Source organism: Cyanothece sp. BG0011 (assembly GCF_003013815.1).
Lineage (GTDB): Bacteria > Cyanobacteriota > Cyanobacteriia > Cyanobacteriales > Microcystaceae > Crocosphaera.
The window spans coordinates 1-25058 of sequence record NZ_PRLH01000092.1 but is presented as its reverse complement, the minus strand read 5'-3'; the positions used below and the strand labels follow the sequence as shown (position 1 = coordinate 25058).

At 39.5% G+C, this 25058-nt stretch carries 19 protein-coding genes and 2 pseudogenes; 12 read left to right on the top strand and 9 right to left on the bottom strand.

Features of this window, described 5'->3' with window-relative positions; genetic code table 11:
- Positions 1-9: 9 nt before the first annotated feature.
- Positions 10-1173 (bottom strand): murein transglycosylase A, encoded by a 1164-nt coding sequence (locus C4E06_RS10850; protein WP_107668067.1) that lies wholly within the window; start codon positions 1171-1173, stop codon positions 10-12.
- Between the two features lie 147 nt (positions 1174-1320).
- Between C4E06_RS10850 and C4E06_RS10845 the strand changes: the two genes are divergently transcribed.
- The 3 genes from C4E06_RS10845 (at position 1321) to C4E06_RS10835 (ending at position 4638) form a co-directional block, all read left to right on the top strand.
- A complete protein-coding gene (locus C4E06_RS10845) occupies positions 1321-2520 on the top strand; it encodes a glycosyltransferase (RefSeq protein ID WP_107668066.1) in 1200 nt (399 codons plus the stop codon).
- Positions 2521-2638: 118 nt separating this feature from the next.
- Positions 2639-3847, top strand: a complete 1209-nt coding sequence (gene alr, locus C4E06_RS10840; RefSeq protein WP_198648545.1) for an alanine racemase — start codon at positions 2639-2641, stop codon at positions 3845-3847.
- 23 nt (positions 3848-3870) lie between these two features.
- Complete coding sequence (locus C4E06_RS10835) at positions 3871-4638, top strand: YdcF family protein (RefSeq protein ID WP_107668064.1); 768 nt, start codon at positions 3871-3873, stop codon at positions 4636-4638.
- Here the strand turns inward: C4E06_RS10835 and C4E06_RS10830 are convergent.
- From C4E06_RS10830 to trpC, 5 genes are all read right to left on the bottom strand, one after another.
- On the bottom strand, positions 4621-5823 hold the full coding sequence (locus C4E06_RS10830) for a DUF4912 domain-containing protein (protein ID WP_107668063.1): 1203 nt from the start codon (positions 5821-5823) through the stop codon (positions 4621-4623). The two genes, C4E06_RS10835 and C4E06_RS10830, sit on opposite strands and share 18 nt — an antisense overlap.
- Before the next feature lie 278 nt (positions 5824-6101).
- Positions 6102-7235 (bottom strand): hybrid sensor histidine kinase/response regulator, encoded by a 1134-nt coding sequence (locus tag C4E06_RS10825; protein ID WP_107668062.1) that lies wholly within the window; start codon positions 7233-7235, stop codon positions 6102-6104.
- A 74-nt stretch (positions 7236-7309) separates the two neighbouring features.
- Positions 7310-10519, bottom strand: a complete 3210-nt coding sequence (locus tag C4E06_RS10820) for a PAS domain S-box protein (protein ID WP_107668061.1) — start codon at positions 10517-10519, stop codon at positions 7310-7312.
- Positions 10520-10928: 409 nt separating this feature from the next.
- Positions 10929-11222, bottom strand: coding sequence for a DUF5340 domain-containing protein (locus C4E06_RS10815; RefSeq protein WP_198648539.1), 294 nt, complete (start codon positions 11220-11222; stop codon positions 10929-10931).
- A 248-nt stretch (positions 11223-11470) separates the two neighbouring features.
- A complete protein-coding gene (gene trpC, locus C4E06_RS10810; RefSeq protein ID WP_107668059.1) occupies positions 11471-12355 on the bottom strand; it encodes an indole-3-glycerol phosphate synthase TrpC in 885 nt (294 codons plus the stop codon).
- A gap of 218 nt (positions 12356-12573) precedes the next feature.
- On the opposite strand from trpC, the gene C4E06_RS10805 reads away from it, so the two are divergent.
- The 6 genes from C4E06_RS10805 (at position 12574) to C4E06_RS10780 (ending at position 16761) form a co-directional block, all read left to right on the top strand.
- On the top strand, positions 12574-12762 hold the full coding sequence (locus C4E06_RS10805) for a hypothetical protein (protein ID WP_008277089.1): 189 nt from the start codon (positions 12574-12576) through the stop codon (positions 12760-12762).
- Positions 12747-13040, top strand: coding sequence for a type II toxin-antitoxin system RelE/ParE family toxin (locus C4E06_RS10800; RefSeq protein WP_107668058.1), 294 nt, complete (start codon positions 12747-12749; stop codon positions 13038-13040). Before C4E06_RS10805 ends, C4E06_RS10800 begins: the two co-directional genes overlap by 16 nt.
- A complete protein-coding gene (locus C4E06_RS10795) occupies positions 13040-13669 on the top strand; it encodes a HEAT repeat domain-containing protein (protein ID WP_107668057.1) in 630 nt (209 codons plus the stop codon). Before C4E06_RS10800 ends, C4E06_RS10795 begins: the two co-directional genes overlap by 1 nt.
- Positions 13670-14095: 426 nt before the next feature.
- The gene (locus C4E06_RS10790) at positions 14096-14728 is read left to right on the top strand and encodes an IS607 family transposase (RefSeq protein ID WP_198648538.1); all 633 of its coding nucleotides are present in this window, start codon (positions 14096-14098) and stop codon (positions 14726-14728) included.
- A 50-nt stretch (positions 14729-14778) separates the two neighbouring features.
- Positions 14779-15960 (top strand): RNA-guided endonuclease TnpB family protein, encoded by a 1182-nt coding sequence (locus C4E06_RS10785; RefSeq protein WP_107666397.1) that lies wholly within the window; start codon positions 14779-14781, stop codon positions 15958-15960.
- A gap of 171 nt (positions 15961-16131) precedes the next feature.
- A complete protein-coding gene (locus C4E06_RS10780) occupies positions 16132-16761 on the top strand; it encodes a sulfotransferase family 2 domain-containing protein (protein WP_198648537.1) in 630 nt (209 codons plus the stop codon).
- 204 nt (positions 16762-16965) lie between these two features.
- Here the strand turns inward: C4E06_RS10780 and C4E06_RS10775 are convergent, their stop codons facing one another.
- On the bottom strand, positions 16966-18546 hold the full coding sequence (locus tag C4E06_RS10775; protein WP_107668055.1) for an NAD(P)H-quinone oxidoreductase subunit 4: 1581 nt from the start codon (positions 18544-18546) through the stop codon (positions 16966-16968).
- Positions 18547-18912: 366 nt separating this feature from the next.
- On the opposite strand from C4E06_RS10775, the pseudogene C4E06_RS10770 reads away from it, so the two are divergent.
- Together C4E06_RS10770 and C4E06_RS10765 are read left to right on the top strand one after the other, a co-directional pair.
- A pseudogene (locus C4E06_RS10770) lies at positions 18913-20242 on the top strand (TIGR03279 family radical SAM protein).
- Between the two features lie 298 nt (positions 20243-20540).
- The gene (locus C4E06_RS10765; RefSeq protein WP_107668054.1) at positions 20541-21890 is read left to right on the top strand and encodes a hypothetical protein; all 1350 of its coding nucleotides are present in this window, start codon (positions 20541-20543) and stop codon (positions 21888-21890) included.
- 157 nt (positions 21891-22047) lie between these two features.
- On the opposite strand, the gene C4E06_RS10760 is transcribed toward C4E06_RS10765, so the two are convergent.
- The gene (locus tag C4E06_RS10760) at positions 22048-23379 is read right to left on the bottom strand and encodes an O-antigen ligase (protein ID WP_107668053.1); all 1332 of its coding nucleotides are present in this window, start codon (positions 23377-23379) and stop codon (positions 22048-22050) included.
- Positions 23380-23434: 55 nt separating this feature from the next.
- Positions 23435-24265, bottom strand: coding sequence for a YaaW family protein (locus tag C4E06_RS10755; RefSeq protein ID WP_107668141.1), 831 nt, complete (start codon positions 24263-24265; stop codon positions 23435-23437).
- Between the two features lie 210 nt (positions 24266-24475).
- On the opposite strand from C4E06_RS10755, the pseudogene C4E06_RS10750 reads away from it, so the two are divergent.
- Positions 24476-25058 (top strand): annotated as a pseudogene (locus C4E06_RS10750) (triose-phosphate isomerase); the annotation flags it as partial.

The following is a 25058-nucleotide window of genomic DNA, read 5'->3' as shown; positions in this document are numbered from 1 at the left end:
CCTAACCTATTAATTCTTTAATAGTAAATAATAAAGTTGTCCCTCATTACTAATTAAACCGGCTCGATCACCTGCTTCTTTACCCGTTCCCATAAAAATATCGACTCTTCCGGGTCCTTTAATAGCACTACCGGTGTCTTGATCTAACACATAACGACTGACTAATTTTGTTTCTATTTCTCCTGTATTAGTTATATAAGGAATCGGGGTTTTAATTAATGCTAATGCACCAGGAGGCATAAGGGATTTATCCGTAGCAATGGAGCGTTCAGCAGTAACAGGAACACTTAAATTTCCTTGGGGGGGTGCGCCGTTGGTTTCGCGGAAGAAAATAAAGCGATTATTACGGGGTAAATAGTTACTAAGTTGTTCAGGATTTGCGTTTAAATATTCCATTAAACGGGGTAACGTTAACTCATTTAAAGCAAAAATACCATCATTAACCACTTCTTTTCCAATACTGATATAAGGATAATCCGTACTGCTATCATAACCCACTGTAATGGTTTCCCCATTGGTTAATTTTAGCCTAGCAGACCCTTGAACATGAACTAAATAAGCCTCCAAGCGATCGCGCATCCAAATTAACTCATTACCCCGAATAATACTATTATTTCCTAACCCATCTTTTCCCTCTAATTGTAATCGTGTGGGGTGGGGTTTTTTCCAATTTGCAAAGTCTTTCGGCTCAAAATATAACGGATAACGATACTCAGAGGTTCGTTGACGACTAGCGGTATAAACCGGTTCAAAATACCCCGTAAAATGTACCGTCCCTTGATTATCGTGACCCACCGATTGATATAAAGTAAACTCTTTTTCTATCGCTGCTTGTAATGCGTCTGGGGTTTTCGCTGTTTTCAATAATTCCTGAAAACGAATCAAAGAACGACGAACGCGATCGCGAGTCACACCCTGAATGGGATAATTATTATAAACTTCGGCGGCTTTGGGCGTATCTAGATAGCGTAAACTATAGCTAATCGCCCGAATTAAAGACCATTTATCCCCTGGATTTTCTGGCGTTCCCCAAATTTGTTCATCTTCTGACCAAATGGTATTAATTTCTGTCGGGTTAACCTGGCGTAATGGCATTTCTTGGGCAATGATCATCTGTACCGGATAAAACGCCAATCCTAATCCTAAAGAAAGAGTCGTGATAATATGATTCATCGGATCAAAACATCAATGTAGGGTAAAGACATATTAGCAAAAATGAAGCCAGCACGAAGCTAGAAAATGACTTTTGTGGTATTTTCAGGATCAGTTGAAATTCTCTATAACACTCAATATTTAACCAACCTATTTGATTAATTTACGATGAATCAATCCCTCGTTCCCGTCCCTTCTGGCGTATTTCAAGTGTTTGAACGTCCCATCACATCAGACTTCTCCCTTGACTTTCCCCTAAAATTATCCTTAGTCTTACCCACTTATAAAGAAGCAGGCAACATTCAAAGTATTGTTGAAATTTTAAGCAAGATTCTCGATCAAACTATTCCTGGAGAGTATGAATTAATTGTTGTCGATGATAATAGCCCCGATCATACTTGGAAATTAGCCTTAGAGTTGACTTCTGACTATCCTCAACTGCGTGTCATGCGTCGTATCGAAGAAAAAGGACTTTCAACGGCCGTCATTCGAGGGTGGCAGGTAGCAAGAGGGGATATTTTAGGGGTGATTGATGCGGACTTACAACACCCTCCGGAGGTACTCACACAACTGTTAGAGGAAATGGAAAAAGGGGCAGATTTAGCCTTAGCTAGTCGCCACGTTGAAGGGGGTGGCGTGAGTGAGTGGAGTATCATTAGACGGTTTCTTTCCCGTGGGGCGCAAATGTTGGGTTTATTGATTCTCCCGGAAGTCATCAGTCGTCTGTCTGATCCCATGAGTGGCTATTTTATGGTACGTCGCAGTGCCATTGTTGGTCGCTCATTAAGTCCTGTGGGCTATAAAATTTTGATTGAAGTGGCCGCCAGGGGACGTATTCGCTGGATTGCTGAAGCAGGTTATGTATTCAGAGAACGACAAGCAGGGGAAAGTAAGGTTACTTGGAAACAATATATTGAATATATTCAGCATTTATTACGGTTGAGATTGTCTATTTCAGCCCGATTTATCCAGTTTTGTCTGGTGGGATTAAGTGGGGTGGTTGTGGACATGGGTGTTTTATATTTACTCAGTGATGTCAATACCTTAGGATGGCCGTTAACCCGAAGTAAAATTATTGCAGCCGAATTAGCCATTATTAATAATTTTCTCTGGAATGATTTGTGGACCTTTGGGGATATTTCGCGACGACAACCGGGAAAACGCCAACGGTTAAAACGGTTAATTAAGTTTAATCTTATTTGTTTAGCTGGATTAATTCTGAATGTGTTGTTTTTAAACATTTTCTATAATGTGTTTAATCTTAACCAATATATTGCTAACTTTTTAGCGATCGCCTTAGTTACCCTGTGGAATTTCTGGTTTAACTTAAAATTGAGTTGGCGCGTGACCGAAGTCGAACCCAAATGATCGGTTTCTTTCTTTTGAATCATCTACATCTGTTTCTACGTCTGCTAGGATAACTGTCAATTCCTTATAGTAATGGATGAGTGAGTAGGAGTGAAACAAGGTGTTAAGTCAAGATTCAATGGCAGGGGTTGTTGCTAAAAATCGCTACAATTATCATCTGTCGGAAATTATTCGCCAACGGGCCTGGGTAGAAATCGATTTATCGGCATTAAGCCATAATGTCGGTCAAATTAAACAATTATTGTCCCCTAAAACCGCTTTAATGGCCGTTGTCAAAGCAGATGCTTATGGTCATGGGGCGATCGCCGTGGCTCAAACGGCCCTAAAAGCCGGTGCAACCGCTTTAGCTGTGGCTACCCTAGGGGAAGGGATCGAATTACGTGAAGCCGGCATCACCGCCCCCATACTGATTTTAGGGGCCATTAACACCCCCGAAGAAATCACGGCCGTGGCCCATTGGAACCTAGAACCGACCCTATGTTATCCTGAACAGGCCATCATGGTCTCTGAGACCCTATCCCAGTTAGAAACACCCTTACCGGTTCACCTCAAACTCGATACCGGAATGTCCCGTTTAGGCATACCCTGGCACCAAGGAACGGAATTTGTCACCCGAGTCAGACAATTACCCTATTTAAACCTCTGTAGCGTCTATTCCCATTTAGCGACGGCCGATGATCCCGATCCCAGTCAGATGTATCTCCAGCATAAGCGGTTTAAAACGGCGATCGCTAACCTCAAAGCGCAAGGTATTGCACCCCCTCGTCTTCATTTTGCCAATTCTGCGGCCACCCTCATTGCTCCCCAATTACACTACGATTTAGTTAGGGTGGGACTAGGGTTATATGGTCTTTATCCGGCTCCTCACTTGCGCTCTATTGTGCCTTTAAAGCCAGTTTTGCAAGTAAAAGCGAAAATTACCCAAATTAAGTCTATACCGGCGAATACAGGGGTGAGTTACGGTTATCAATTTGTGAGCGATCGCCCGATGAAAATCGCGGTAGTGGGCATTGGTTATGCTGATGGAGTTCCCCGTAATTTATCCAATCGTCTCCAAGTGTTAATTCAAGGTCAATGGGTTCGTCAAATTGGTGCGATTACCATGGATCAATTAATGTTAGATGTAAGTCATCTTCGTCAGGTCAAAGTAGGAGACGTGGTGACCTTAATGGGTAAGGATGGAGACCAAGAAATTACCGCCGATCATTGGGCTAGAATGTTAGGAACCATCTCCTGGGAAATTCTCTGTGGATTTAAACATCGACTACCAAGGATTAAATATCATGACAAAGTTGATCAAGGAGTCATGAGTGAAACTCTTCCCTAATCTTAAGGATAAAGACTAAAATTGTGAGCAAGTCCAAACTTGATTTAACCGGCCGTTTAAAGAAAAAAAAATGGAAAAAGCGATTTAAGTTATTTTTTATACTGTTAATCGGTTTTATTTTAAGCAGCTTAGTATTTAATGTGTTTATAAGATTACCCATAAACACTAATCATTCGGTGGATGGCATTTTAGTTTTAGGGGGAAGCATTCGACGGGAAATTTATGCAGCCCAAATTGCCTCTCAATACGAATATCAAGAGGTTCCTCTCATTGTTTCCCAAGGCTCGAAACCCCCTTGTATTAAGCTAATTTTCCAAAGAGAACAAGCCCGAATGGATAAAGTTTGGATTGAACAATGTGCTTACTCAACCTTTGATAATTTTTTCTTTTCTGTTCCTCTTCTCCAAAAGCATGGAGTTCATAAGGTTAAAGTGATCACCTCACAAAGTCATCTCCCCAGAGCAAAATGGTTATCTTACATTCATCTGGGTGCCAAAGGAATTGCCGTTGAAGTCGATACCCCCAAAGAAAAGGGCGTTCCGGGGAATCATGAATCTGATTTAAAAACCTTTTTAGATGTGACCCGTAGTTTAATGTGGGCTGGGGTGAGTCAAATCATACAACCTCCTTGTTTCGAGGTCACTCCCTTAGAAGCGGTCAACCTAACTGAATGGTATGAAAAGGGATTTAACTGTGAGTATCAAGGAGGCCTTTCTAGGGTAGGTTCGCAGAACCCTAGGCGCACCGTTGGGGACGGAGTTGCCCATTCGGGGTTATCCGAACAGTTCTAACGTTGCCTCTTCTTTACTATTGGTATGACGAGAGGGGGTTTCTCGTTCAAATTTCATGTGAATCGAACGGGTTTGTTGTCCATCGGCTGCAATGGCTACGATGGGATAATCGATGATCCCATCCTGGAATGACATTTGAAAGCGAAAGGTTCCATCTGGATTCAGTTTAACGGGATGACCCCCTACTAAGACGGTGGCATCGGGTTCTGTGGCACCATAGACAATTAATTCAGCATCGGCCACTAACCAGAATTTCTGAGAACGAACTAACGCTTCAGAGGCCATCCCAATGCCGGACAGGGTTAAACCGGATACCGTTGGCACGGTCCACATTCCTAGGCCAGAGGGGAAGGATACCGAACCCCCTGGGGAACCGCCCATCTGTTGCCAAGCAGCGAAGGCTGATCCGGCTACCCTGGCGGCTTCTGCCACTTGTTCGCTCACAGCAAATCTGGTTTGTACTGGGTTGGGGGGAAGTAGGGGTTCAATGACATTGTCTTCTATGGGGTCGTCCCAGTTCACGGTGGCAAAAATATCTTCTATCCAGTCAGAGGGATAAAGGGCCGGAACGTGCATGGTGGCCGAACGGGCTAACACTAACCAACGTCCATCGGCACTCCGATAACCAATATCGACAACGTAGTCGCGATCGCTTAAGGGAATGGGAAGATACCATTCTTGGGTCAGATCATCGCAGAGATATTCTTGGACGCTATGGGGACTCTGATAGTTGAGGTCAATATCACTGACATCATAAACCCGTAGGGCCAGTTGTTCTCCTCCTTGGGCTTTTAACGCGTCTTTGGATGCTTGGGAAACTGTCCAGTAGGCATAAGCCCACTGGGGATCACGGGGTAACAGAACGATGCGATTAGTTGGGTTATTCCCAGAAATGTTCCTGAGTTCCTCTTGAATCTCCGTTGCGTCTTGGGTGATGGTGTGTTCTTGTCCCACCTGGAACTTGGAGGCTTCTACTTTTTGAGCTTCTTGAATGCTAGACTCACTCTTTGCTTTCGGTTCAGTTTCGATGAGTTGGGGGGCATCTAGTTGTATGGCTTGCTTAATGGCAATTAAGAGTTGCGCTTTACGCATTCTGCTATAACGGGAGATGTTATATTCGCTGGCTACTTTTCGTAGCTGCCGTAAGGTCATCTCTTCTAGTGGGGGGCGGCTTTCTGGTGCCATGAGATCACTCTCCGATAGTTTTTACGGTTAATTGCTCCTGGCATGAGGTCATCAGTCCTATCCCTAGGGATAATTACGGACTCGATGGCTTTGAGGATTAATTTCGTCGGACTGCGGGCTTAAGTCTTATGTAACAAAACTTAAGTCTCAACGGTCAAGGGGTCGTTTGACCAATTTATCAGGAATTTACGGATTGATAACCTTTTGGGGATCAATATGTCATGATTCTCTGACATGGTGAGATTTGATTTTGCTGATCAGATTAAAGTGTTGTTGGTTTACGACTCTGATATGGGTAAGCTAAACCAAAATTTTGCCCCCTGACCGGGTTCTGTCATTACCCCAATTTCTCCGCCATGAGCTTCAATAATTTTTCGGCAAAGATATAACCCTAATCCTAACCCTAAAGTCTGTTTAGCTTGGTTCCCTCTTTGATATCTTTCAAATAAGGTTGCTGCTAGTTCAGAGTTGATCCCCACCCCATTATCTTCTAAACTACAGCGAATCTTATGGGGTTTGAAGTTATTTTTTTCTGGTTTTATTATATCTGCTTTTAGGGTTAATTGGATACCCGGATCATTATGTTTTAAGGCATTGGCCATCAGATTTTCGAGAACCCGCCAGAGGCGATCGCTATCTCCTTGAACCAGGGGTAAATCTTGGGGAATCTCAAGAGTAATGGTGGCTTGTTTTTCTGTTAACATCGGCTGCCATTCTGTGGCTAATTGTTGAGTTAATTTGACTAAGTTTAAGGGTTTAAGATTGAGGCGAATTCCTCCCATTTCAAATTGTTGGGTTTCTACCAAAGAATTAATTAAATTTAGTTGGCGATCGCAACTTTTTGACATTTGCTCTAACACTTTTCTCGAAATTTCTATTGTCTCTTTTTTCTGCTTTAAAAAGTTTTTCAAAATCATAGAAAACCCTAAAACTGGATTTCGTAGATCATGGGAAACGGCGTGAAGATAAATTCTTAAGGTTTGTTCTGTTTTTTCTCTTTCTTTAATTTCTTGTTGCAGTTGTTTTTTTTGCCGTTGTATGGTTAATTGATTTTCGATTCTAGCAATAACTTCTTCGGCTTGAAAGGGTTTGGTAATATAATCAACCCCTCCTAATTCAAAGGCTTTTACTTTATCTAAAACATCGTCTAAGGCACTAATAAAAATAATGGGAATATCTTGAGTTGTCGGATCATCTTTTAATTGTTGACACACTTCATACCCATTCATAGAGGGCATATTAATGTCTAATAAAATTAAATCTGCAGGAACTTGATGAATGGTCTTTAAAGCGGTTTTTCCATTAAGGGCTTTACGAACTTTATAACCTTGTTCGGATAACATGGCTGAGAGTAAGCGCAAGTTATCTGGGGTATCATCAACAACTAAGATATTACTAGAATCGGAGGTCATAGAGAGAATTAAGAATTAAAAATTAAGAATTAGGCAACAATTAAATTCTACATTCTACATTCTACATTCTACATTTATATAATACTTTGCGTTAATTCGAGGACAGAATCAAAAAGGAAGTTTTCGGACCATTCTTGAAGGGCGATGGCTAGGGGTTGACTATCAGGGGGAATGTGATTGACTAATGCGAGTATGCCATCGTCACTACATTCTAAGGCGGCTTGATGAAGTTGTTTAATCCATTGGGGGGGCATTGTTTGTAGAAGTCGTTGTAATTGAGAGGTTGTTTCTGGGGTGATCACTGTACCGTGTAGACAGGAACCATTTTCTTGATCGATGTCTTCATAAATATATTCAACACCGAGATGTTGAGCAATTTTCTCCCATAACACATCTTCTCGGAAAGGTTTTCGCATAAAATCATCACACCCTGCTGATAGGACTAAATTTCGCTCTTCTTCAAAGGCACTGGCTGTTAAGGCAATAATAACCGTTTCTTGTCCTTGGGGGGTTCCTTTAATGTGTTGGGTGGCTTTATAACCATCAATAATGGGCATTCTCATATCCATCCAAATTAAGTGGGGTTGCCAACGTTCCCAGATGTCTAATGCTTCTTGGCCGTTGCTGGCTTGACGAACATTAAACCCCATCGAAGATAATAACTTAACCAGTAAAATACGACTTTCTAGACGGTCATCCACGGCTAAAATTCGATGTTGAGGTTGACCGGCAACTAACCCAATGACTCGACGCGGGGGTTTATTGATGGGAATGGTATGACCGGCAACCACCGTTGCCTTAATGGTAAAAGTGAATAAACTACCTTGGCCCAAGATACTACTAACGCTGATGTCTCCTCCCATTAATTGGACAAATTTACGACTAATGGGCAACCCTAATCCTGTCCCTTCGTTGGAGTTACGACCGGTTTCTGTTTGTCCGAAGGCTTCAAACAGTTGATTAACTTCTTCGGCGGCAATACCTGGTCCTGTGTCTTCGATTTCAAAGGTTAATAGGATAGGGTTATTTTCGTTAGTGGTTGTGTTGGTTTTAATCCGTAAAATTACTCCCCCTTCTTGGGTAAATTTAATGGCATTTCCTAAGAGGTTAATCAAAACTTGTCGCAGTTTTCCTTCATCGGTTTCTATATATTGGGGCAGGTCTGAATTTTTTTCAAAGAGCAGTTGTAAGTGTTTTTCTTCTGCTTTCAAATGCAGCATCGATTCTAAGTTATCGAGGAGGCGATAGAGATCAAATTGAGTGGTGTTAAAGGTGGTTCTACCTGCTTCAATTTTGGTCATCTCTAAGATGTCGTTGATTAACTCTAATAAATGTTCCCCACTACGGCCAATAATGTCTAAATTTTGTTTATGTTCTTCTTTTAAATTATGATCCCGTTGCATCACTTGAGTAAAGCCTAAAATCGCGTTTAAAGGGGTTCGGAGTTCATGGCTCATACTGGCTAAAAATTCACTTTTAGCACGGTTGGCTGCATCAGCTTGTTCTTTGGCTTGTTTCAGGGCTTCTTCTGCTTGTTTACGTTCGGTAATATCCCTAATAATTGCCGTAAAAATTGTTTTTCCCCGTAACTTTATTTTAGAAATTGATACTTCTGCTAAAAATTCTGTGCCATCTTTTCGTTGTCCAAAAACAGGACGACGACCTCCCATTTGTCTGGCTGTTTCTGGGGTGTTTTGAAAGGTTTTAATATGTTGATGATGATCGTCGGTAAACCTTGAGGGAATTAAAAGATTAAAGGGGCGACCTAAAACTTCTTCAGAAAGATAGCCAAATATTTGTTCTGCTGCATGGTTAAAGAGGGTTATTTTTTCTTGTTCATCAATGGAAATAATGGCTTCATTGGCATTGTCTAAAATCCCTGCAAACCTCGCCTGGGATTCTTTTTGGGCTTCTTCAGCAATAGCTCTGGCTTCGGCGATCGCCATTAATTCTCCCACTAATTTTAAGAGGTTAACGTCTTCTTTTGTCCATTTTTTATAGAAGTTGGTATCGATGCCTAAATAGCCAACGGTTTGCCCCCTAGTCATCATGGGAACCACCAATAAATTAGGACTTAAACTGTTTTGATAGGCTTCTTTTTCTGCGGTGGCTTCTGGGGGAAAATCTTCTAAACGATTAATACAAATTGATTTTCCTTCTATGAGTTGTTGGGAAAACCAAGGAAAGACTTCTAAGGGAATATTTTGAGAATCTTGAATGGTTGATGGAATATATTCACTACACCATTCATGCAGCATACTCCAGACTTTTTCTTCGGGAAAATAACGGATAATATAACTGCGATCGCATTGGGTGAATTTTCCGAGGAATTCTAAGACAAAATTAACGGCCGTTGTTAAGTCTTGGTCAATTAATTGTCGAGCAATATTACTGAGTAATGCATCTCTTTCTGCTTGTTTTTTGACCGCTTCTTCTTTTTGTTTGCGATCAGTAATATCTCGACTAATGCCAATGGTTCCCATGAGTTTACCTTCAGGACAACAAAAGGGGGTTTTTAAGGTATCAACTAGGCGACGTTTCCCATTGGGATAGGTGACCCATTCCTCGTTACGATGGGACTGTTTTTGCAGCATCATAAAGCGATCTTGTTCTCGAAATCCTAGGGCTTCTTCGGGGGGAAATAGTTCAAAGTCGCTTTTACCAATGATATCTTTTCTATCTCGTCCGGCAAAGGTTTCAAAGGCATTATTACACATTTTATAGACTCCTTTGGAGTCTTTACAAAAAACCAGATCCGGGATACAATCTATTAAGGACGTTAAGAGAATTTGTTCATCTTTGCGATCGCTAATATCGGTATGAGAGCCGGCCATTCTCACTGGGTTTCCTGTTGCATCCCACAAAGCTTTTCCCCTAGAAAGAATCCATTTATAGTTGCCATCTTGACATTTTAAACGAAATTCTGCACTATAATGATCGGTTTTTTTAGCAAAGTGATCCCCTAAAATTTTCATTATTCTTTCTCTATCTTGGGGATGAAGTAATTGTTTCCAGGTATCAATATGATTGGGTAATTCTTGATCCCCATACCCTAACATTTCTTTCCAACGAGGGGAGAAAAACATTTCATCGGTTTTTAAATTCCAGTCCCAAATTCCTTCATTAGTTCCCTGTACCACTAATTGCCATCTTTCTTCATTTTCTCGTAAGGTTTCTTGCATGGTTAAAGCCACTTTTTGATCGGCTTTTAAGCGGATAATTTCTGCTTGCAAGTCTTGAATTAGTTTATCTTTTTCTCTCTCTTCGTAAGGATAATTGCTCATTGTCCCCTGGCCTTAATATTTATCTAAATTATAAAATCCACAACTCGATTGATCAATTAATAATTAATAATTATTTAATTAGGTTGACAAGCTACTCTTTGAATCGTGAAACTATGACCGATCAATCATTAATTATAGATTAGGAGCGACTAATAACTGATTGAAGAATCTCATTGGGATAATTTGAATGCTAAACAGTTACTTTATCCCAAGTCAATCAGAATGTAGAATTTAGAATGTAGAATTTAGAATTACCTCCACCTCAAGTTGGAGGCTTGAAACAAGGAAAACTCTTCTTCTCTTGGTTGATTGGATATGGCGAGGAAACCTCGCCATCCCTCGACCGCTTTCATCCCCTTGAAATAGGAGGCGTAGAACCCTTTTTTTCGGTCATAAGATTCTGTGGTAGTCATTGTGAGTTGATGTTAGAGTTAACGGCAGAGTCGGTTGAGGAGTCGTTACTGGAATTGGTTGATGCATCGACACTATTAAGAGACCAATGATACTCAACAGGGACATGGGTTTGTTGACAAATGGCTTCGAGTTGTTTTTGTTGCGCTCTGGCTTTACGCAGGGTAATAATAAGTTGCTGTACTTGTTTTTCCAAATTAGGTTCTTCATAACTCATCGCTAGAGTTTTACGCTCTAGCAATTGTAGTAGTAATTCGTAATGAACGAGGGAGGGAAGAGGAAGAGATTTCATCAGAATTATTGGTAAGAGAATAATTAACAAACTAAGTTCGTGGCTTACTTCTACCATAAACCATCAAAGGCTAAACAAAGCCAAAATTTTTTTCTAGCTTTATTTTTTTAAACCCCGTCCTTAAGGACAGGGTTTAAGACCTACAGAAAGATGATGACTAAAGCTGATCAATTGTTCCGTCCCTGGCAAGATTAAACGGAGTGATGTTCTTGGGTTTTCAGAGAATTTATTAATCTAATGGACTATCACTAAAAGCTAAATAACTGAGAAATAGCTTGTTGAGGATCGGTTTGTTTAACTAAAGATTCTCCTATTAACACAGCATTTGCCCCTGCATTTCTCACGGTTTGTAAATCTTCGGGGGTATGAATCCCTGATTCACTAACAACATGAATTCCCAAGTCTTTTATCTGATTTTGACGAGCTTTTAATAATTGTTGAGTGGTTTCTAAACTAACCTCAAAGGTTTCTAAATTGCGGTTATTAATGCCAATTAAAGAAACCCCTTCAATAGCTAACACGCGATCCATTTCTTCTAAGGAATGAACTTCAACTAAAGGAGTCATCCCTAAAGCGCGAATAATTTTGATGAAATATTGTAAGTCTGAATCTTTGAGAATGGCAGCAATTAACAAAACAGCATCGGCCCCTTTAACCCTTGCTAAGTAGATTTGATAGGGATAAATAATAAATTCTTTGCACAATAGGGGAATATCGACAGCTTGACGCACTAAGGCTAAATTATCAAAACTACCTTGGAAAAATTTACTATCGGTTAATACGGAAAGACAACTGGCCCCACCCTTAACATAAGCTTGGGCAATGGCCACCGGATCAAAGTCTTCTCGAATCACCCCCTTAGACGGAGAGGCTTTTTTCACTTCTGCAATTAAGGCCGGTTGGGTTTTTCCTTGGGTAATCGCCCCTAAAAAATCTTTCGCTGGTGGGGCGTTTCTCTCTTGTTTTCGTAAGTCTAACAAAGAAAGGCGATCGCGCATTCGTTCGACTTCTTTTTCTTTGTGCCAAACGATTTCTTCTAGGATATGTTGGGCCTGTCCATTGGGATCAGGAACTTGGTAGCGTAAGATATCGACTTCTACAGCAGGATTAGGGGGTCGTCTTCTAATTTGCATTCGTTTTGTTAAGAAACTTTAAGAAATTGCCTAAGATGTTCTGTAATCTAAGATATTGTATCCATAATTCCCGTCCCTTTACCAGAGCGGTTACAAAGTTTACCGTAAATCTGGTGAGGGAACCTACGGAGAACTGTGGCTAAGATAAAAAAAAAGATTTTCTATATAATCTCATAGTATCCCTAACGTTAGATTAAAGATTACGATAATCATCACCTATGAATAGCATTAAGGAAAAAATCCAATCCATCTTGAATCAATTACCAGATGATTGTTCAATTGAAGATATCCAGTATCATTTGTATGTTCTCGAAAAAATCCGTCAAGGATTGCAGGTCGCTGAACGCGAACCCATATTACAACAAGAGGAAGTCGAGGGACTACTAAGTAAATGGCTTATCGAGTGATTTGGTCTTCTAAAGCTGTAGAAGATGTTGATTCCATTGCGACCTATATCGCCCGTGATTCTCCTTCTTATGCTGCTGCGGTGGTACGCCAGATTTTGGATGCTACTAATCAGTTGGAGGATAATCCGTTAACCGGAGAGTTGATTACCGAAGGGGATAATACCACCTTTCGCGATCAACCGGCTTATACTTACCGTGTGATCTATCAAGTGAATGGTGATACGGTGATAGTAGTGGCGGTGGTCCACACGAAACGCTTATTAGGTCTCAATGAATAATGGAAGATCAAGACATTCACGATTTAATTAAAGAAGTCGAAACGGCCGATTCTGCGGTGGGGTTACTCATGGCGGTTCGGTCTTTGGCTTCTAGTGGACATGAAAAGGCGATCCCACCCTTAATTGAGGCGTTGGGCTACAATAATCCGGGGGCTGCCGTGGCGGCAGTGGAGGGGTTGATTAATCTGGGTGATCTCAGTGTGCCTTATCTCCTACAACAGATTGATGGCTATAATTATGGGGCCCGGGCCTGGGCAACTCGCGCATTGGCCGGTATTGGTCATCCGTCAGCGTTAGACCATCTCCAAGAGGCAGCGTTAACGGATTTTTCTATGAGTGTGCGCCGTTCGGCTGCGAAAGGACTAGGTTATATCGGATGGTCCAAATTATCGAGTTCAGAGGCTTCTGAGGGGCAAAAACAGGCGATTGAGACGTTATTTAAGGTATTAGATGACCCTGAATGGGTGGTGCGTTATGCGGCGGTGGTGGGACTGCAAAATTTAGCGGTTTCTCTGGATGAAGAAGGTTTCGTTAATTCGATTGTTGAACGATTAGAAAAGCAGTTAGAAATTGAGCAAGAATTAGGGGTTTGTGCGCGGGTTCAGTTGGCTTTACAAGCCCTGTGTTAGATTATCAATTTTTAGGCGACAATCCGTCAGTAAAATAACCTATTTTCTTTTTTTTGAAATTAGAAACCATTATGACAAATATAAAAACCTTCAACTTCTTCACGGACATCGCCACGATTAAAAAAGTACCTTAGAGATGAAATACCTTAGAAAACATCAATCCACATAGAGATTCAAACTCATAAACCAAGAATTAAACAAATTCGTTTGGTACTGGGAAAATAACATTCTAATAACATCAAATCAAAAGGTATGATCTTCCACCGACAAGGATAAATATATTGAGTAGCCGTGTGCGATGAAAATCGCAAGCACGGTTTTGGATGGGAGGGGTACGATGGTAACATCTACCTCCACCCTACAGGAGCTTTTTCTAGAAGACAAAAACCTGTACAATACTCGACATACCTATACAGAATGTCTAGGATGCACTATAGACCAAGTGAATTTGCCGATTTAGCAGGAGTTAGTGTCAAAACATTACATCGATGGGACTCCTCTGGAAAACTGAAGCCATTAAGAACTGTAGGTGGTCATAGATACTACACAGATGAACACGTTAATCAGATTAAAGGAATAATAAAAACCCCTCGTATTAATGTAATTTATTGTCGGGTGTCCTCAAATGCTCAAAAACCCGAACTATCCAACCAAGTAGAGGCAATGAAACAATTTTGTACAGCTAAGGGGATAACCATAGATAAAGTCATAAAAGAAATAGGTGGGGGATTAAATTTTAAACGGAAAAAATTTTTAACACTGTTGTCACAAGTTATGACAGGACAAGTTGAATCTATTTACGTGGCACATAAAGATAGATTATGTCGATTTGCCTTTGATTTAGTAGAACAAATAGCAACCATAAATGGTACAAAGATAATTGTGGCTAATAATGATTTATTATCTCCACAACAAGAACTGGTTGAGGACATGATGGCCATCATTCATTGCTTTAGTTGTCGTCTCTATGGAACAAGGAATTATAAGAAAAAGCTCAAAGAGAACCTTGACAAAAACCTAGACAATTCCTTAGAATGTCAACAAGAGATTCAATGCTAACACCTCGACTTCGCTCGGTGTTAGCTCTGAGGGGAGTCAAAGAGCTAATCATGTACGCAATTAAGAGAGAATTAAAGCTGAATAACAAAGAAAAGAGCTTTTTTGCTGGCTGTGCTGGCTTTTCTCGCTTTGTATACAATCATGGCTTATCTTTACTCAAATCCACCTGGGATATTCCCGAAATTTCTGGCAGTGACTCAAAACGGTTAGATGCTATCAAGAAAGTCTTTACAAACATTACTAAAAAGCAAACAGAATATTTATGGACAAATAAATATTCATCTCGCATTTATCAGAATGCTTTTAGGGACTTGAAAAAAGCATTTTCCCGTTGGAGAGAGCCTAAAATAAAAGCAGACTTACCTCGTTTTAAAAAGAAGAAAGATCACTGTAGTTTTACAGTAGATAGTTCTAACGGTAAGGTATTAGTCAAGGAGGGAAAAAAGATAAAAATTCCTACTTTGGGAACATTCAGATTAAAAGAGGCTATCCCTTATAACTGTGTTTCTCAAACCTTTACTATATCGAGGTCTGCAGGGAAATGGTATATAAGTTTTGCCGTTTCAGCTTGTAAAAGACCTGAGATGAAACACTGCCATAAAAAAGTAGGAATTGACTTAGGAATAAAAACTTTTGCCACTCTTAGTGACGGAAACACCTTGGAGGCTCCATCTTCCATCAAAAAAGCGAAAACCAAGCTAGGAAAGATACAATGGAGAAACAGAAATAAGGTACACAGCAACCGTCGTTCTGGAATCTCTGCATCTAAAAATGCGGTTAAATATTACCAGAAACTAAGAAAAAAGCATAAAAGAATAACCAACATTCGAGAAGATTTTCTGCAAAAAACCACCACATTATTGGCCAAAACTTATCAACATATTCTCATAGAAGATTTAAACATAAAAGGGATGATGGCTAACCACAAATTATCCGATGCCTTATCTAATTTAGGATTGTATCGTTTTCGAGAATTGTTGAGTTATAAACAAGAATGTTTTGGCTTTTTGTTAACCATAGTAGATAGGTGGTTCCCCAGTTCAAAAACTTGTTCAGTCTGCGGAAATATACAAGATATGCCCTTATTTGAAAGAGTTTATTATTGTCAAAATTGTGGCCAAGTTATGGACAGGGATCTCAACGCCTCAAAAAATATCGAAGGTTGGATCAAGAATGCCGATGGCTTATCGGTGAACGCCTGTGGACAAGAAGGAGCCGTCTCCCTTGGTTGAAGCAGGAATTGAACAACAAGCCTGTCCAGGTTTGTCTAGGTTTCATGAAGCAGTGTGGAGTTGTTAAAATGCGCTTTGAATACTAGAATATAATGAAATCTTCTTTTGTTAAAATATTGTTAAGGTATGTCTCTTTACTCTAAAATTAATGAGTGCAAACCAAGCTTAGTCATGATTCATATTCCTAAGACAGCAGGTACTAGTCTCATGAGAGCTTTACATCGTAATCGATATACAACAGTTAGACCCTATCCTAAATATTCATTACTAAATATTATCCGTAAATCCAAAGGCATTGATCTTCCTGCACTCCATGCAAAAGCTAATGATTTTAAGGTAGTTATGGGAGAACGAGTTTGGGAAGATATTTTTTCCTTTGCTTTTGTTAGAAATCCTTGGGATTTGATGGTATCAAGCTACTTTTGGTGGTTACAGATAGCCCCTGCTTCAAGGAAGGAAAGAGTTCGTAAACAAGCAGAAGAAATTCGCCTCTTAGGTAGTTTTTCAGCTTTCATTAATTCAGTTTACGGACAAAATATGATTAATGATCGATGGGGAAATCTAGTTGACTGGATAGCTGATGAACAGGGTCAGATTATTGTGAAATTTGTCGGGAGATTTGAAAATTTAGAAGTAGATTGGCAACATATCTGTAAAGTTTTAGATTTTAATGATTCAAAGTTGTCTCATCGCAATCAGAGCAAACATAGAGATTATCAGAGCTACTATACCGATCAAACTCGAAAACTTATAGAACATCGGTTTGAGTGGGCAATACAAGAGTTTCAGTATAAATTTTAATTATAAAGATCACATATTATAATTCAAAACACTTTTGTAGAAGAAGATCCTTTATTAAAAACAATTCATAATAAAAATAGTTTATCTCAACCGAGAGGAGTGGTGAAAATTATGATTACTGTTGCTGGCAGAAAATCCCCAAGAGAGAAGGAAAAAAGCCCACTATAAAGTAGGCTTTTTAATCATCGTTTAAAAGCTAAATCCCTATTTAATCATCGGGGCTTTCACTGCCATATCATAGCGAGAAGCCACTTCCATTTCTTCGACTAAACTAGGCACAGATTGACGTAACAAAGTGGTTAATTGAGTAGTGGTTGAATCATAAATCTGCGTAACGATTTTCGGATACAAACCAATGCCAATAATGGGGATTAATAAACACCCAATAATAAACACTTCCCTGGGTTCTGCGTCAATAAGTTTGGTATGGGAAACTAACTCTTTATTCTCAGGTCCGTATAACATTTCACGTAACATGGACAGTAAATAAATGGGGGTTAAAATGACACCCACCGCAGCTAAAAAGACGATGATAACTTTGAAAGTAGAGTTATAAGCGTCACTGGTGGCAAAGCCCACAAATACCATTAATTCTGCTACAAACCCACTCATTCCTGGCAATGCTAAAGAAGCCATTGAACAAGTGGTCCACATGGCAAACACCTTCTTCATTTTCTTCCCAATACCGCCCATTTCGTCTAACATCAGGGTATGAGTACGGTCATAGGTTGCCCCTACCATAAAGAAGAGACTCGCCCCAATTAAACCGTGGGAAATCATCTGTAACATGGCCCCACTGAGTCCAATATCGGTAAACGAAGCGATACCTATCAACACAAACCCCATGTGAGAGATAGAAGAATAGGCGATTTTTCGTTTTAAGTTTCGTTGGGCAAAGGAGGTTAACGCCGCATAGATAATATTTACCACCCCTAAAATAACTAATACCGGGGCAAAATAGGCGTGGGCATCTGGTAACATCCCGGCATTCATCCGCAAGAGGGCATAACCTCCCATTTTTAAGAGAATACCTGCCAGTAACATATGGGCCGGTGCGGTGGCTTCCCCGTGGGCATCCGGTAGCCAAGTATGCAGGGGAAAGATGGGCAATTTTACTCCGTAGGCGATGAGGAAACCCGCATACAAGAATAATTGTAGATTGAGAGGAATATCTTTGGCGGCAATGGTACTCATATCAAAGGTGACAGTATCCCCAAAAAAGGCCATGGTTAAAGCCCCTACCAGGATAAACAAAGAACCCCCCGCCGTGTAGAGGATAAACTTAGTGGCTGCGTAAAGTCTCCGTTTTCCGCCCCAAATTGACAAAATCAGATAAACCGGGACTAATTCCAATTCCCACACCAGGAAGAACAATAACATATCCTGTACCGCAAAGACGGCAATTTGTCCCCCGTACATGGCTAACATGAGAAAATAAAAGAGTTTGGGCTTAAAGGTAACAGGCCAAGCGGCCATGGTGGCCAAAGTGGTGATAAAGCCGGTTAATAAAATCAGAGGCATGGCCAAGCCATCAGCCCCCACAGACCATTTTAGGTCTAGTTCCGGAACCCAAGCATAGCTTTCCACTAGCTGTAGGTTGGGATTGCTGAGGTCATACCCTGTATAAAAAGCGTATACAATAATAGCAAAATCGATTAAACCCACTGTTAAAGCGTACCAGCGCACGGTTTTACCATCTTTATCGGGAATGATGGGTATTAACAAGGCTGCCACAATGGGAAAGAGAATAATGGTGGTTAACCAAGGAAAATTAGCAAGGTTCATTGACATTTTCTAAGCATTCATCAATATTTCGGGTATTGGTCAGGAATCAGGAGTCACCGAGTCACAGAGTCAGGAGTTATATAACTATCCATCAAATAGCCAAACTTTTTGTAATACCCTGTTGCGTTGTTTCTCTGACCTGATTCTTGCCTGAGACAAGACCCGTTAAGATATGATCGTTATAGAAAGTTTAATTGTGAGGACACATAACCATCCCAACGATCATCATTCACTCCTAAATCTAACAAGATTTTTCTAGAGATACTATTGTAAAAACCTTAAATTTTTTGAAAATTATTATAATTTGCTTTATCTGCCACTAATTGATAATTCTACATTCTAAATTCTACATTCTAAATTCTATCTATGACTTTATCTTCCGTTCGTCCTGCTAAAATTACAAATGTTTTGCCGGGTTCTATTGCCGAAGAGGTTGGCTTTGAAGTCGGAGATGCCATCGTTTCTATTAATGGAACTCAACCCCGTGATTTAATTGATTATAATTTTTTGTGTGCGGATGAATTTTTAGCGTTAGAGGTATTAGATAGTCACGGGAAGATTCATCAAGTTGAAATTGAAAAAGACTATGATGATAATTTAGGGTTAGAGTTTGAAACCGCTTTATTTGATGGTCTCATTCAATGTAATAATCGTTGTCCGTTTTGTTTTATTGACCAACAACCCCCCGGAAAACGAGATACTTTATATTTGAAGGATGATGATTATCGCTTAAGTTTTCTCTATGGCAGTTATTTAACTTTAACCAATTTAACCCAAAAAGAATGGCAACGCATTGAAGCCATGCGCTTATCTCCTTTATTTGTTTCCGTACACGCAACGGAACCCGATATTAGAATTAGACTCTTAAAAAAATGAACGGGCAGGGTTAATTAAAGAACAGTTTAAATGGTTTCAAGAAAGACGGCTACAAATTCATGCTCAAGTGGTGGTTTGTCCTGGAATTAATGACGGTGTTCATTTAGAACGAACATTAAAAGATTTATCAGAGTTTCATCTAGGAGAAATCCCTACCATTCTATCAGCAGCTGTGGTTCCTGTGGGGTTAACTAAATTTCGTCCTACCAAAGATGAATTAATTCCTGTGAGTCAAGAAAAGGCTAAAGAAGTGATTAAACAGGTTAAAGGGTTACAACAAGAATTTTACCAAAAGTTTAACAGTCATTTTGCTTGGTTAGCTGATGAATGGTTTTTAATTGCACAAGAAGAATTACCCCCAGAATCCCATTATGAAGATTATCCCCAAATTGGCAATGGGGTAGGCTCAATTCGTCGATTTATTAGAGAATTTCAGGACACTGCTAAACAATTATTACCTGAAACAATAGACCAGCCAAAAACCCTAACTTGGGTCGTGGGTAATGCTGTAGAAAACGCTTTTCAACCCTTAGTTAAACAGTTAAATGAAGTGGACAATTTAACCATAAAATTAGCCGCTTTAAATAGTGACTATTGGGGACAAGAAATTACAGTAACAGGGTTATTAACCGGACAAGATATTATCTCCAAATTAAAAGATAGAGACCTAGGGGATGGCATTTTATTACCTTCTCTTATGTTAAAACAACATGATACCGTCTTTTTAGATGATATGAGGGTTGAAGAAGTATCTAAAACCTTAAATACTTCTATTATTATTGTAGATAGTATTTCTGATTTGCTCAAAAATTGTTATTAAATAGCACTAGGTTTAAAATTTAACGTAATTTTCCTGCCAGGTGAAATACTGATTTTTAAGAATTCATATTTTGATATTTCGGGATTTTTACCCATGAGTAAGTGATAACTTTGATGTTCAAAAGGGTATGTTAAAAGTGTAGACCCCATAGTTTCAATTCGCTGTTGATATTCATCGGTAAAATCAACAGGTAAACCAGCATTTTAAAAAGAATGTTGTGTCAGCTATTCGTCTTTCTCTGGTTAAATATTTAACCCTAACCCAAGTATCTCAACATTTTTGATAAGTCTTAATAACTATGATTTTTAAATATTTAACATTATTACGCTTCTGTTTCAACGCCAAGAAACACAATTCTAATACAGGTTTTGCCCTATTTATGGTCATGGTATTGGGAACCGTTGGGACTGTTGCCACAGCCGCTTTACTTGCACGAAGCAACAATCTAAGTAATAATATTGAAACATCGATTACCATTAGTCAGCAAAATTTAAGTGTAGCCGAAACAGCAAAAGTTAATCTTCAAGCCTTATTAATTGAACATAATCAATTACTTGAATATAATTTAGATGATTGGGAAAAATACTTAAACTCTCCTAATTTGTCGGAAAAATCCCGTGAGTTTAATCATAATTTACGTTTGTGTCAAAAAGAAGGAGATTGGAAACAGAAAAAACAGAGAATTTTAGACTTAGCTGAACATAATATCATTGATGTACCCATGGGAAAATTTTCTCTAGTGGATTTTCAACAAGTCGATAGAAATCGTGTTTTAGCGACCATTGAAACAGAAAATGCACAGGAAAATCAGGCACAATATGAGATAGATATTAATTTTAATGATAATTATTTGTCAAAACCTGTTCCTGTCTTATGGTTAACTGGAAACAAACAAAGCAGTGGTATTGGCAACGCTAAAGTAAATGGAAACCTTTGGGCAAATGACTGTAGTTTTCCTGTGGAAAAAGTTAATTTAATGGAAGTTGAGGGACATCAGGCTAAATATACAGCAGTTAAAATCCCTGAATTACCTGATTTAGAAGGGATTAAAGAGAGATTACCAGAAAATCACTATTTTCCATCAATTGCAGAAGAGGAAGAAACCCAAGAACAAGAAGATAAAATTTCTTTAAAATTACCACGATTAGAAGATAAACCCACAAAAAAGGACGGAGAAAAAAATGTCTATGAATATTTCATTAATCATCTAGAAGAAATCGATTCATTAATCGTTAATTCCGATTTTCAAGGTGAATCTATCATTATTTTATATGTTGTTGGAGATATTAATATATCGGAGATTGTCCATAAATGTGAGTCGTCTAATGCTTGTTCCCCTGAAAATTTTATTATTGTTGCTTATGAAGAAGCTAAAATGTGTTTACAATTTGATAATTTATCCGCTTTTATTGTTGCCCCTCATTATGAATTAGGAATTAAAACCAACAATCCCAATTCAGAATCTGCTCAATTTACTGGTAGTATTTGGACTAATAAATTGTTAACCACAGGTGATTGTGGAAACGAACAAGTAGAATTTAATGAAGCTTGGCAATGGAGTGATTTACCCAATGAATTTCAATCTATTCACCCTATTCCTAAACTCATTCAAGTTAATTTCAATGAGTCTATTAAAGCGGATAGGTAAGACTCACATCTTGCGCCTTCGCTAAAACTAGCTATATCCCCCCTACCCCCCACACCCCCCACACCCCCCTTTTAAAGGGGGGCAGGGGGGGTAGAGGGGGGCAGGGTGGTAGGGGGCAGGGGGGTAGGGAACTTGATTATTTTTTATATTAATAAGACTATGGACGAAAATTTAAAGTTTCCTTATAACTGTATGTAATACCAGCAATGGCTGATAATAATAACCAACCGATTAAATTCACTCTTAAATCAAAAATACTAACATCTAAGAGATTAAAAATAATGCACAAACTAAAGGCAACTAAATAACTAAATAACAGTAAAAAATTGGCTTCATTTTCAGAAAAATTGTTTTTGTTTTTATCTTTTTCTAATCCCTTAAACTCCTGATTGATTCGAGTCATTAAGGTAACGGCTTTACCTAAAATCGTTCCCACTAAGCTACTAAATAATAAAGTACCAATGATACCAATTTCTGCCAATAACATCAAAAATAAATTATGAGGGTGTCCCATCCAAACATTCATTTTTTCTTGATAAATAGGGGTAAAATTCCGCAATCCCCAACCCCACAAAGGACGCTGTAACATCATTTCCCAAGCCACACCCCATTGAGTGGTTCGTAAGGCCGTAACATAACGATCATCATACAACTCATCGGTTAATCTTGCCCAAAAATAACTAGGAACAATTTGACGCATTATATCTTGATAAACCGGAATCCAAGCGGCCCAAACCACAAGAAAGATAACCAATAAAACACTAATAATAATCCAATACCAACGTAAATAAACAGCAAACGCCATTAAACCTAAGACAGCCAGTCCCCAAGCGCTCCTAGAATTAGTTAAAATTAAGCCTATCCCATTGAAAAAAATAGCGACAGTTAGAATTAATAATTGCCCATTAATCCGATCCTGTTTAATAATAGAATCACGACGATAATGTAAAATCCATAAACCAATGGATAAGGTAAAGGCTACCACCAAAAAAAAGGCTAACGTATTCGCATACATTAATAAAGAAGACATCCTGCTATCGGGATGACCATAAGCAATCATTTTAATACCAATACGATGTAAAAATAAGGGGGTTTCCCAACCGGCAAACAACTGCATAAACCCCAAAAAACACACAGGAATAGAAGTTAAAACTAACCACCAAGCCAGTTGATATAATCGCCTAAAACGATTGAAAAAAAAGGGGAACGATGCTATCATTAAAAAAGATGGTAAAAAGTTTCCTAACCCTTCCCAACTGTAGAGAGGATAAACCGCAACCAGGGAAGTTAAGATTAACCAAAGAAATAAAAGTCCCCAACCCCAATTGATAGGGTTGCTGATAATTTGTTTAAATTTTTGTTGCCATAACCCCAATAAAACAACCCCAAGAGCAGTGGCTCCAAAATCAGCCGAAAACGGTAAAAGGAATACCCCAAACTTTAGGGTATTTCCTAACCAATGTGCTTTATTCTTATTTAATTGATTCATAGAAAAGAAACTTATCTTAACGATTAAGGATTCATTATTAATTATGGATTAGCCATTAAGCAAGTTCCCAAGTTTCTGTGCGAGTGAGGCGAATTTGAGCTAGGGCAAAAATAACAGGAATAATACGACCATAGTTAGTGGCGATCGCCCGCCAACCCAGATCGGCCAAAAACCAACCCCACAACACCGGGCCAACAAACGATAAAACCCCTCTCACCGCGCCGTAACGGGCTGCTGTCAGGGCCATTCCCCGTCGGGCGGTATTAACTGCCAATTGGTTAGCCACCGCAGCCCCACCGCGAATCATCCCTTGCTGAGCCACTTGATAACGGGCAAAATGCAGAGCAAACTGTTGAGCAATATGTTTGAGCAGTAAAGGTTTCACAATAGAATTAACCGCAACCACACTGCTACCCTTTAACACCAGGTTCATGGGATTATGTTGCAGTTGCACCGGTAGGGCATCAGGAATATTCGATTTAGCCAAAGATGCTTGTATTTGTGTCATTAAACGATTCTGTTGAGCCGGGGGTAAATTTTTCCAAGCTTTCCCCAATAAATTCAAGAAAATATCCGCTTCAATATCTATCGTGGACATTTCATTAGAATAAGGGATTTTCAGATAGTGACAAACACGAATTAAAGTTTGACGATAACTAAACCTTTTCGTTTTACGTTTTAGCACCGTCAACCCGTCGGAGGCCAAAAAACGAAATCTCGCCTCAATTTTGTCTAACCATTGATCCCAATCCTGACTTTCAATTTCAATGGGATCGGGAGTTTGTAAATAATCAAGAGGATTAAATTTACGGCAAAAGAGAACTTGAGTTAACTGACGTAATTCCTCTTCTGTAGCCATTTCTAAGGCTGATCGCAGTTCGTCCAAAATTATTCCCTCCCAACAGGGTATTAAGCAGTCTGGTTTCATGGATAGCCTATGTTGCCACGCTCAGGAAACCACCTTTCTTATCATACATATCTTAACTTGTCTTGGCCTTGTCTTGGCAGTATTAATTCCTCCTAACACTATTCAGAAATACCCCATTCAGACTAAACTAGAAGTTTGCAAAATCATTGTTGATGTAGATTATTGAAAATGGCTGTCGGAAAAATTATCATTGCAGGTAACTGGAAAAATGCACAAAACTCAGGCCGAAGCCTTAGAGTTTTTAACAGTATTAAAATCAAAAGTAGAAGAGACAGACGAAGCCAGAGAGATTATTCTGTGTGTCCCCTTTACAGCCCTTAGCATCCTATCCAAAAGCTTACATGGGGGAAAAGTACGTTTAGGGGCCCAGAATCTCCACTGGGAAGATAAAGGGGCTTATACCGGTGAAATTTCTGGACCAATGTTAACGGAATTAAGTGTCGATTATGTGGTCATCGGCCATAGCGAACGTCGTCAATACTTCGGAGAAACGGACGAAACCGCTAATTTACGGGTGATTGCAGCCCAACGTCATGGCCTCACGCCTATTCTCTGTGTGGGAGAAACCAAAGAACAACGGGACGCAGGAGAAGCTGAAAGCGTTATTATTAATCAATTGCAAAAAGGGCTAGTCGATGTAGACCAAAGCAAATTAGTGATTGCCTATGAACCGATCTGGGCTATCGGCACCGGAGATACTTGTGAGGCAACAGAAGCTAACCGCATTATTCGTGTTATTCGTGATCAATTA